Consider the following 9,838-nt stretch of genomic DNA (forward strand, 5'->3'; position numbering starts at 1 on the left):
GAGTTCACCTGACCGCCGCCCACGGCGCCTAGCTTGTCGATCATGACGAACCCGGTGTCCCGGCGCGCGGTCCTCGGCGGTGCCCTCGCGCTCGCCGCCCTCGGTGGCGGAACCGCCAGCGCGTCCCGAGCCCCGCGCGTGCTGATCGCGACGAACGAACCGTGGGGCACCTACCACGTGAAACCGCTGCTCGCGGAGGCCGCGCGGCGCGGCTGGCGGCTCACCCAGCTGGTGCCGGACCGCACCGGCGTCACCCCCGGCGACCCGGTGCCCGTGGCGACCCCGGACACCGCCCCACGCGCGGACCTGCTCGTCGTCACCGGCGCCGGGGACTGGCCCGCCGACTGCGCGGCCCGGTTCCGGCACCTGCCCCTCGTCGCCAGTTCGCTCGCCTACCAGCAGCCGGTCGAGGCCCCGCGCGCGAAGCAACTGCACCCGCGGCTGATCACGTCGTCCTCCCCCGCCGAGGCGCGCGCGTTCGGCGCCTACCTCGGCACCCGGCGGCGCATCCGGATCGTCGGCTCGCCGCAGACCGACAACCTCCCCGTCCGCGCACCGGAACCCGGCCTGGTCCTGGTGCTCACCAGCGTCACCCACCCGGACGGCACGGGCGCCGCCGCACCGGGCACCGAACTGCTGCTCGCCTCGGCGGAGAAGCTCGCGGCCGCCGGGAAGCGGATCCTCGTCGGCCTGCACCCGCGTGAGGACCGCTCGCTGTGGGACCGCTACGAGATCAGCGACGTGCCCTCGGTGCAGGCCTCGGCCCGCGCGGAAGCCGCGATCGGCATTCCCGGCACGGTGTTCCCGCTGGTCACCGCCGTCGGCACGCCGGTGGTCGGCTGCACCGACCCGGCGCTGACCGTGCCGGACTACCTGCTGTCGGTCTGCTCGTCGACCATCACCGACGCCGGGCAGGCGGTCGACGCGATCAACGGTGCCCACCTGCCGGACGCGGAGACCCTCGCGGACGCGGTCGGACCGGTCGGCGGATCGGCCCGGCGGCTGCTGGACGCGTGGTCGCGGTTCGCCAGGTGAGGTTCACGCCACACACGCGCCCCTTGCGCAGTAGATAGGCTCCCGTCATGAGCAGCGCGACGGAGCCGATCGGGACGCCTCCGGCGGAGGAGCCGGACATCCACACCACGGCCGGGAAGCTGGCCGACCTGTACCGCCGGAACGACGAGGCGGTGCACGCCGGGTCCGCCCGGGCCGTGGAGCGTCAGCACGCGAAGGGCAAGAAGACCGCCCGCGAGCGGATCGACCTGCTGCTCGACCCCGGGTCGTTCGTCGAGCTGGACGAGCTGGCGCGGCACCGGTCGACGAACTTCGGGCAGGAGAAGAACCGGCCGTACGGCGACGGCGTGGTGACCGGGTACGGCACCATCGACGGCCGCCCGGTGTGCGTGTTCAGCCAGGACGTGACCGTGTTCGGCGGCTCGCTCGGCGAGGTGTACGGCGAGAAGATCGTCAAGGTCATGGACCTGGCGATCAAGACCGGCCGCCCGATCATCGGCATCAACGAGGGCGGCGGCGCGCGCATCCAGGAGGGCGTGGTCTCGCTCGGCCTCTACGGCGAGATCTTCACCCGCAACGTGAAGGCCTCCGGCGTGGTCCCGCAGATCTCGCTGATCATGGGCGCCAACGCGGGCGGGCACGTCTACTCCCCCGCGCTGACCGACTTCGTCGTGATGGTCGACCAGACCTCGCACATGTTCATCACCGGCCCGGACGTGGTGAAGACCGTGACCGGTGAAGAGGTCACGTTCGAGGAGCTGGGCGGCGCGCGGACGCACAACACCAAGTCGGGCAACGCGCACTACCTCGGCACCGACGAGGAGGACGCGATCGCCTACGTCAAGGAGCTGCTGTCCTTCCTGCCGTCGAACAACCTGTCCGAGCCGCCGGTGTTCGACCCGCCGGAGCCCGTCGACGGGTCGATCGCCGACGGCGTGACCGAGACCGACCTCGAGCTGGACACCCTGATCCCGGACTCGCCGAACCAGCCCTACGACATGCACGAGGTCGTCACCCGCGTGCTCGACGACGGCGAGTTCCTGGAGGTCCAGGAGCTGTTCGCGCCGAACGTGATCGTCGGGTTCGGCCGGGTCGACGGGCACGCGGTCGGCGTGGTCGCCAACCAGCCGACGCAGTTCGCCGGCTGCCTGGACATCGACGCCTCGGAGAAGGCGGCGCGGTTCGTGCGCACCTGCGACGCGTTCAACGTGCCGGTGCTGACGTTCGTGGACGTGCCGGGCTTCCTGCCGGGCACCGACCAGGAGTGGAACGGCATCATCCGCCGCGGCGCGAAGCTGATCTACGCCTACGCCGAGGCGACGGTCCCGCTGGTCACCGTCATCACGCGCAAGGCCTACGGCGGCGCGTACGACGTCATGGGCTCCAAGCACCTGGGCGCGGACATCAACCTGGCGTGGCCGACCGCGCAGGTCGCGGTGATGGGCGCCCAGGGCGCGGCGAACATCGTGCACCGCAAGACGCTCGCCAAGGCCGCCGAGGAGGGCAAGGACGTCGAGGCGCTGCGGGCGGAGCTGATCCAGGAGTACGAGGACACGCTGCTCAACCCCTACGAGGCCGCCGAGCGGGGCTACGTCGACTCGGTGATCGTGCCGTCGCACACCCGCGGCCACGTCGCCCGGGCGCTGTCCATGCTGCGGGACAAGCGCGAGACGCTGCCGCCCAAGAAGCACGGCAACATCCCGCTGTAAGGGGGACCGATGAGCGAGCCCGAAGAGACCCCGCCCGCCCGGCCGTTGCTGCGCATCGTGCGCGGCGACCCGAGCGAGACCGAGCTGGCGGCGCTGACCGCGGTGGTGGCCGCCGCGGCGTCCGCGCCTGGCGAGGAGCCGGAGAAGCCGGAGCGGACGTCGTTCTGGGCCGACCGCGCCTCCCTGGTGCGGCGCCCGTTGCCGCAGCCGGGCTCGGGCGCCTGGCGCGCGTCGGCCTGGCCCCGCTGACGCATCCCGGCCGCACTCCCCGTGCGGCCGGGCTTCAGGCGGGTTCGAGCACGCGTTCCGGGTGCGGGGAACGCACCCCGGCGTGCCGGTGCAGCGTCACCAGCCGCACCGTGCCGGCCAGTCCCATCGCCAGCGCGACCAGGAACGACAGCCGGTAGGCCAGCGGCGCGGCCACCCCGTGCCGCAGCAGTTCGTCCAGCAGCAGGCCGGCCCCCAGCTCGGCGATCACCGCGAACGCGAACCCGCCCATGTTCGCCACGCCGCTGGCGACCCCGGCCTGGTGACCGTGGTTCGCCGAGCGCGCGAGATCGAACGCCAGCATGCTCACCGCGCCCGCGGCGCCGATCAGGAACAGCACCGACCCGAGCGCGGCCACCGGCAGCGGACCGGGCACCACGACCAGCACCGCCCAGCACGCCACGCTCCCCACCGCGGCGACGGCCACCATCGGCCCGCGCAGGCCCGGCCGCCGCGACCCCAGCTGCCCGGCGAACGTCCCGGCCAGCACGAACCCGGCCACCACCACGGTCAGCAACGCGCTCGCCGCCGCCGGGGTCCGGCCCTGCGCGTGCACCAGGTACGGCTGCCCGAGCACCGCGGTGAACGTGACGAACGCGCCCATCAGCGTGAAGTGGGTCCACATCGCGTGCCGCGTCCCGCGGTTGCGCCACGCGTGCCGCAGACTGACCCGCAACGGCTCCCGCGGCTCCTCCCGCGCGACCTCCGACGGCCCGTCGCGCAGCGCGATCCCGACCGCGACCAGCAGCACCGCGGTGATCACGCCGGCCACCAGGAACGCGGGCGTCCACCCGAACCCGGTGAGCAGGGCGGCCAGCGGCGCGGTCGCGATCAGCTGGCCGAGCCCGCCGATCATCCCGGTCAGCGCCGCGACCAGCGCGTACCGGCGGCCGGGGAACCAGTTGTGCGCGAGCCGCAGCACATTGACGAACAGGAACGCGTCACCGGCGCCGATCAGCGCCCGCCCGGCCATCGCCGCCGGGTAGGCCGTGGCCAGCGCGAACACGATCGACCCGGCGGCCATCAGCGCCATCCCGAGCGACAGCAGCCGCCGCGGCCCGAACCGGTCGGCGGCCGCCCCGACGGGCACCTGCAGCACCGCGTAGAGCACGAGCTGCACCACGGAGAACGCGGCCAGCCCGGTCGCGTCGATGGCGAACCGCTCCTGCGCGGTGAGCCCGGCGACCGAGAGGCTCATCCGGTGGAACAACGCGGTCAGGTAGCACAGCGCCCCCAGCCCCCACATCAGCCAAGCCCTGCCCGCGGCCACCGGATCACCTCCTGTTGCATCTATCTTGTATCTATCAGCGTCGTGGCTACGATGCGGCCATGTCAACGAGGGACCGCTCACAGGCGGCCGGCGACCGGGCCTACCAGTGGACCAAGGACCGCATCCTGGACGGCCGCCTCGAGGGTGGGCGGCTGATCAGCGAGGGTGAGGTCGCCGAGGCGCTGGAGCTGTCCCGCACCCCGGTCCGCGAGGCGTTCCTCCGCCTGTCCGCCGAGGGCCTGCTCCGCCTCTACCCGAAACGCGGCGCGCTGGTCGTCCCGGTGTCCCCGAACGAGGTGCACGACATCGCCGAGGCGCGGATCTTCCTGGAGCGCCACGCCGCCGCGAAGATCATCACCGCCGGCACGCACCGCGAGGTCGCCGCCAAGATGCGGGCCGTCCTCGACGAGCAGCGCACGGTGTCCCTGCCCGAGCACACCGCCCGCTTCACCCGGCTCGACCGCGAGTTCCACGCCACCCTCGTCGAGGCCGCGGGCAACGCCCTGCTGGCCGAGTTCTACTCCGGCCTGCGCGACCGCCAGCTGCGGATGGTCAACACCGCGCTGCGCGACAACACCGTCCGCCCGCCGATCATCCTCGCCGAGCACGAACGCATCTGCGACCTGCTCGAAGCCGGTGACACCGACGCCCTGCACACCGTGATCGGCAACCACATCGCCGCCGTCCGGGACGAAGCCGCCCGCTGACCCCGCTTGCCCGCGTCTTGTTCCACCTCGTGTAGTCCACGTGGAATAAACGGACTGGAGCGAATGATGCCTGCCGCGAAGCTCACCCCGATGGCCATGGCCGTCCTGGAACTGCTGCACGAGCGGCCGATGCACCCGTACGAGATGACCCAGCTCATGCGGGACCGGCACCTGGAGATCCGCGTGGCGGTCAAACCCGGATCGCTCTACCACACGGTCGACCGCTTGCTGGCCACCGGACACATCGAGGTCGTGGAGACCCAGCGTGAGGGTCGCCGGCCGGAGCGGACCGTCTACGCCCTGACCGAACAGGGGCGGGACGCGTTCGTCGACCGCGCCAAGACGATGCTGGGCACGCTCGCCAGCGAGCACCCCGAGTTCCTCAGCGGCCTCGGCGCGATGGACGACCTCGGCCGCGAGACCGCGCTGGAGCAGCTGCGGATGCGCCTGCTGCAGCTGGAGGCCAAGGCCGCGTCGCAGGAGGTCATCACGCGCCGGCTGGTCGCGGAGGTGCCCGAGATCTACTGGGTCGACTGGCGCTACACGACCGCGCAGGTCCGCTTCGAGCTGGAGTGGACCCGGCAACTGGTCGACGACATCACCACCGGCCGCCTCGGCTGGACCGGCGACCGCCGCCCGAAGCGGCTCTCCCCCGTCCCCACCGAATCCACTGAGGACAGATCTGATGACCGAGCGAGCTGACCCGTGGGCGGCACTGGTCGCGCTGTGCGTCGGGTTCTTCATGATCCTGCTGGACACCACCATCGTGTCCATCGCGGTCCCGTCGATGGTGCGCGGGCTGGCGACCGACCTGAACGCCATCGTCTGGGTGATGAGCGTCTACCTGCTCGCCTACGCGGTGCCGATGCTGTTCACCAGCAGGCTCGGCGACCGGTTCGGCCCGAAGCGCGTCTACCTCGCCGGGCTCGCGGTGTTCACGCTCGCGTCGCTGTGGTGCGGCCTGGCCGGCACCGCGGAGGTGCTGATCGCCGCGCGCGCCGTGCAGGGACTGGGCGCCGCGCTGATGACCCCGCAGACGCTGGCGTTCATCACGCACCTGTTCCCGCCCGCCAAGCGGGGCCCGGCGATGGGCCTGTGGGGCGGGGTCGGCGGCCTGGCCACGATCACCGGCCCGCTGCTCGGCGGTGTGCTGGTGGACCACCTGGGCTGGGAGTGGATCTTCTTCGTCAACGTGCCGGTCGGCGCGGCCGGCCTGGTGCTGGCGGTGGTGCTGGTGCCGGACTGGCAGCCGCGGAACTCGCACTCGTTCGACGTCCCGGGCATCCTGCTGTCCGTCGCCGGGTTGTCGCTGCTGGTCTTCGGGCTGCAGAACGGGCAGCACTACTCCTGGGGCCGGGTCGCCGGGCCGGTCAACGTCGCCGAGGTGATCGCCGCCGGGGTGCTGCTGCTGGCCGGGTTCGTGGTGTGGCAGCGCCGCAACCGCCGCGAGCCGCTGCTGCCGCTGCGGGTGTTCGCCAACCGCAACTTCTCCGCGGGCACGCTGACGGCGGTCACGATCGGCTTCACGATGACCGCGATGTTCCTGCCGCTGGTGATCTACGTGCAGGACGTGCTGCTGCTCTCCCCCACCGAGGCCGGGCTGGTCACCGCGCCGATGTCGCTGCTGTCCGGGGTCATCGCGCCGTTCATCGGCCGCCTGTCCGACCGGACCGACCCGAGGTACCTGGTGATCTTCGGGATCGTCGCGCTCGCCGCGGGTCTCGGGCTCATCGCGCTGATGGCGCGGGAGACGAGCACCTGGTGGGTCACCTTCCCCGGCCTGCTGCTGTGCGGGGTGGGCACCGGTGCGGTGTTCGCGCCGATGAGCAACGTGACGATGAGCTCGGTCGAGCCGCGGCTGGCCGGCACCGCGTCGGGCATCTTCAACACCGCCCGGCAGGTCGGCGGCGTGTTCGGCAGCGCGGCCACTGGCGTGCTGCTGCAGGCCCGGATCAGCGCGGGCATGGCGAGCAGCGGCGGGAACGCGCCCCGGGCGCTCACGGACGCGACCCGCGAAACGATCCTGCTGCCGGTGGCGGTGCTGCTGCTCGGAATCATCGCGGCGGCCGCCATGCGCCGCCCGGCTCCGCGGCCGGCGCCCGCCCCAGCGGCGACGCGCGCCTGACGAGCAAGGCGAGACGGCGACCAGCTCCCGGACGAGTCGCTGACGTGGGTGGCGGTGGGAGTTGACGAGGAGGCGACTCCGCGAGTCGCGCGCCCGCCGAAGGTGGTGGATGGCACCGCCGAGCGACGCGCGACCGCCCGGACTGCGGCGGGCGGGAATCGACGAGGAAGCGGCCCCGCGAAGCAGCCGCGCGGAGCGCGCCCGCCGAAGGTGGCAGGTAGCGCTGCCACGGGAACCGCGGCCCCAAGCGGCGGCCGGAAGTTGATGAGGCGCCCCGCGGCGAGGGGCCGCCGGAGCGGAGCGCGCCCGTGAGCCGGCGGGCCGTCGCGAGGACCACACCGACGCGGTGGATGGCGTGTCCCGCGAAGCGCAGCCACCAGCAGACAAGCAGGCAACGCCCGCCGAAGCCGGACCGCGGGCGAGGCCCGCCGGAACCGGGCGACCGCCCAGAGCGCACCCGTGAGCCGACGGGCCGCCGCGAGGACCACACCGACTTGGTGGGTGGCGCAGTCGCGGAGGGCAGCCGCTACCCGCACCGCCGCGCGAGCCGTCTCGGCGTGGTTCTACGCTCGCGCCGTGCGTTTCGTTCTGGCTTCCCAGTCCCCGGCGCGGCTCGCGGTGCTGCGTGCCGCCGGCATCGAACCGAGTGTCGTGGTCTCCGGCGTCGACGAGGACGCCGTGGCCGCGGCCCTGACCGACCCGTCCCGCGAGGAGCTCGTCACCGCGCTCGCGCTCGCCAAGGCCGAGGCCGTGCTGGCCGAGGTCACCCGCACGCACGCGGACGCGGTGGTCGTCGGCTGCGACTCGATGCTGTCGTTCAACGGCGAGATGCTCGGCAAGCCGGGCGACGCGGAGACCGCGCGCAAGCGGTGGGCGCAGATGGCCGGCGGCGCCGGCGACCTGCTGACCGGGCACGCGGTGCTGCTGGTGGAGGGCGGCGAGAAGGTGCGGCAGGCCGTCGGCACGCAGACCACCCACGTGCGGTTCTCCGCACCGTCGCAGGCCGAGATCGACGCCTACGTCGCCACCGGCGAGCCGCTCCGGGTGGCGGGTGCGTTCACGCTCGACGGGCTGGGCGGCTGGTTCGTCGAGGGCGTCGACGGCGACCCGTCCAGCGTGATCGGGATCAGCCTGCCGCTGACCCGGCGGCTGCTGGCGGAGGTCGGGGTCAGCGTCACCGACCTCTGGTCTCCCACATCCTGAGAAGTCGCCCACACGAACGGGTCATGGGGAAGAGTCCGGTGACGCCGTGTGTTGACCACACGCGGCACAACCAGTGACTTTCACGCCCCGGAGCGAACCCGTGTCCCTGTTACGGACCTACACCAAACCCAAGGTCTTCGGCCTGATCGTGGTCGTCGCCCTCGTCGTGGGCGCCCTGCTGGGCGTCCTGGCGAAGCAGACCGGCCAGGACTGGCTCGTCACGACCCTCGACACGATCGGGTCGATCTTCACGAACCTGCTGCAGGTCACCGTCCTGCCGCTGGTCTTCACCGCCATCGTGCTGGGCATCGTGAGCCTGCGCGGCCTCGGCGGCGCCCGCACCGCGGCCCGCCTCGGCGGCAAGACCGTGCTGTGGTTCGCCACGACCTCGCTGATCGCGGTGCTCATCGGCATCGCCATCGGCAAGATCGTGAACCCGGGCACCGGCGTCTCGTTGCAGCCCCAGCCGTCGACGGTGGAGAAGCTCGCGTCGCGCGACCAGGGCTCGTGGCTGGACCTGATCAACAACCTGGTGCCGAGCAACCTGTTCGAGGCCTTCGCCGACGGCGAGATCCTGCAGGTCGTGCTCGTGTCGCTGGCCGTCGGCCTCGCCGCGTACGCGCTGGGTGACCGCGCCGAGCCGTTCGTGAACTTCAACCGCGCGGTGTTCGACATCGTGCAGAAGGTGCTGGGCTGGATCATCCGGCTCGCGCCGCTGGGCGTGCTCGGCCTGATCGGGCACGCCTTCGCCACCTACGGAGACCAGTTCGTGCGGCCGCTGCTGTCGCTGATCGTCGCGGTCTACGCGGGAACGCTGCTGGTGTTGTTCGTGGTGTACCCGCTGCTGCTGCGGTTCGTCGGCAAGGTGAGCCCGGCGCTGTTCTTCCGCAAGGCGTGGACGGCGCTGCAGTTCGCGTTCGTGTCCCGCTCCTCCGGGGCGACGCTGCCGCTGAGCCGGCAGACCGCGGTGAACCTGGGCGTCGACCCCGGCTACGCGAGCTTCGCGGTGCCGCTCGGCACGACGACCAAAATGGACGGTTGCGCCGCGGTGTACCCCGCGGTGGCCACGATCTTCATCGCGAACCTGTTCGGCATCTCGCTGAGCTTCGCCGACTACCTGCTGATCGTCGTGGTCGCGGTGTTCGGCGCGATCGCCACCGCCGGGGTGACCGGCTGGTTCACGATGCTCACGCTGACGCTGAGCACGCTGAACCTGCCGCCCGAGGTGATCGCCACCGGGATCGCGGTGATCTACGGCATCGACCCGATCCTGGACATGATGCGCACGGCGACGAACGTGGCGGGCCAGATCGCGATCCCGACCTGGATCGCACGCACGGAGGGCCTCCTCGACGACGAGGTGCTGCACTCGCCGACCACGGCGCCGCTGCTGGACGCCCCGGCACCGGTCCGGGCCTAGATGAGTAATTCCGATCTCGGTTAGTGGTCGTAGGCGGTGAGGGATCGGGTGGTGGGTTGGCCGGTGGCGCGGTTGTGCCAGATCGCCGCGGTCAGGGCCAGGAGACGTTGGGCGATGCGGATG

9 protein-coding genes and 1 pseudogene are annotated in these 9,838 nt (G+C 72.2%); 8 read left to right on the forward strand and 2 right to left on the reverse strand.

Translation table 11 applies throughout. The features are described from left to right. Positions 1-42 precede the first annotated feature (42 nt). From D0D28_RS14920 to D0D28_RS14930, 3 genes are read left to right on the forward strand one after another with little or no spacing between them, the layout of a single operon-like run. Entirely contained in the window at positions 43-1,035 is a 993-nt protein-coding gene (locus D0D28_RS14920) for a hypothetical protein (RefSeq protein ID WP_205413268.1), read from the forward strand. A 47-nt stretch (positions 1,036-1,082) separates the two neighbouring features. Continuing rightward, entirely contained in the window at positions 1,083-2,723 is a 1,641-nt protein-coding gene (locus D0D28_RS14925; RefSeq protein WP_094008898.1) for an acyl-CoA carboxylase subunit beta, read from the forward strand. Positions 2,724-2,732: 9 nt separating this feature from the next. Then, positions 2,733-2,972: an acyl-CoA carboxylase epsilon subunit gene (locus D0D28_RS14930; RefSeq protein WP_094008899.1), complete on the forward strand. Its 240-nt coding sequence runs from the start codon at positions 2,733-2,735 to the stop codon at positions 2,970-2,972. Positions 2,973-3,006: 34 nt separating this feature from the next. On the opposite strand, the gene D0D28_RS14935 is transcribed toward D0D28_RS14930, so the two are convergent. Further along, positions 3,007-4,260: an MFS transporter gene (locus D0D28_RS14935; protein WP_233157537.1), complete on the reverse strand. Its 1,254-nt coding sequence runs from the start codon at positions 4,258-4,260 to the stop codon at positions 3,007-3,009. Between the two features lie 59 nt (positions 4,261-4,319). On the opposite strand from D0D28_RS14935, the gene D0D28_RS14940 reads away from it, so the two are divergent. The 5 genes from D0D28_RS14940 to D0D28_RS14960 all read left to right on the forward strand — a co-directional run bounded on the left by D0D28_RS14940 (position 4,320) and on the right by D0D28_RS14960 (position 9,715). Beyond that, the gene (locus D0D28_RS14940) at positions 4,320-4,967 is read left to right on the forward strand and encodes a GntR family transcriptional regulator (RefSeq protein WP_116110964.1); all 648 of its coding nucleotides are present in this window, start codon (positions 4,320-4,322) and stop codon (positions 4,965-4,967) included. A gap of 66 nt (positions 4,968-5,033) precedes the next feature. Continuing rightward, a complete protein-coding gene (locus tag D0D28_RS14945) occupies positions 5,034-5,669 on the forward strand; it encodes a helix-turn-helix transcriptional regulator (protein WP_240323209.1) in 636 nt (211 codons plus the stop codon). Continuing rightward, positions 5,653-7,092, forward strand: a complete 1,440-nt coding sequence (locus D0D28_RS14950; RefSeq protein WP_116110965.1) for a DHA2 family efflux MFS transporter permease subunit — start codon at positions 5,653-5,655, stop codon at positions 7,090-7,092. Before D0D28_RS14945 ends, D0D28_RS14950 begins: the two co-directional genes overlap by 17 nt. A 576-nt stretch (positions 7,093-7,668) precedes the next feature. After that, the gene (locus D0D28_RS14955) at positions 7,669-8,295 is read left to right on the forward strand and encodes a Maf family protein (protein ID WP_094008906.1); all 627 of its coding nucleotides are present in this window, start codon (positions 7,669-7,671) and stop codon (positions 8,293-8,295) included. A 100-nt stretch (positions 8,296-8,395) separates the two neighbouring features. Then, complete coding sequence (locus D0D28_RS14960) at positions 8,396-9,715, forward strand: dicarboxylate/amino acid:cation symporter (RefSeq protein WP_094008907.1); 1,320 nt, start codon at positions 8,396-8,398, stop codon at positions 9,713-9,715. A gap of 20 nt (positions 9,716-9,735) precedes the next feature. Here the strand turns inward: D0D28_RS14960 and D0D28_RS36775 are convergent. Next, positions 9,736-9,838, reverse strand: a pseudogene (locus D0D28_RS36775) (IS982 family transposase); the annotation flags it as partial.

It is taken from the genome of Amycolatopsis ruanii, from assembly GCF_003385175.1.
Classification (GTDB): Bacteria; Actinomycetota; Actinomycetes; order Mycobacteriales; family Pseudonocardiaceae; genus Amycolatopsis_E; species Amycolatopsis_E thermalba.

Bases quoted from the DNA above. Each gene is read 5' to 3' on its own strand.
- D0D28_RS14925 (WP_094008898.1), top strand. From the start codon at position 1,083: ATGAGCAGCGCGACGGAGCCGATCGGGACGCCTCCGGCGGAGGAGCCG.
- D0D28_RS14930 (WP_094008899.1), top strand. From the start codon at position 2,733: ATGAGCGAGCCCGAAGAGACCCCGCCCGCCCGGCCGTTGCTGCGCATC.
- D0D28_RS14920 (WP_205413268.1), top strand. From the start codon at position 43: ATGACGAACCCGGTGTCCCGGCGCGCGGTCCTCGGCGGTGCCCTCGCG.
- D0D28_RS14945 (WP_240323209.1), top strand. From the start codon at position 5,034: ATGCCTGCCGCGAAGCTCACCCCGATGGCCATGGCCGTCCTGGAACTG.
- D0D28_RS14950 (WP_116110965.1), top strand. From the start codon at position 5,653: ATGACCGAGCGAGCTGACCCGTGGGCGGCACTGGTCGCGCTGTGCGTC.
- D0D28_RS14940 (WP_116110964.1), top strand. From the start codon at position 4,320: ATGTCAACGAGGGACCGCTCACAGGCGGCCGGCGACCGGGCCTACCAG.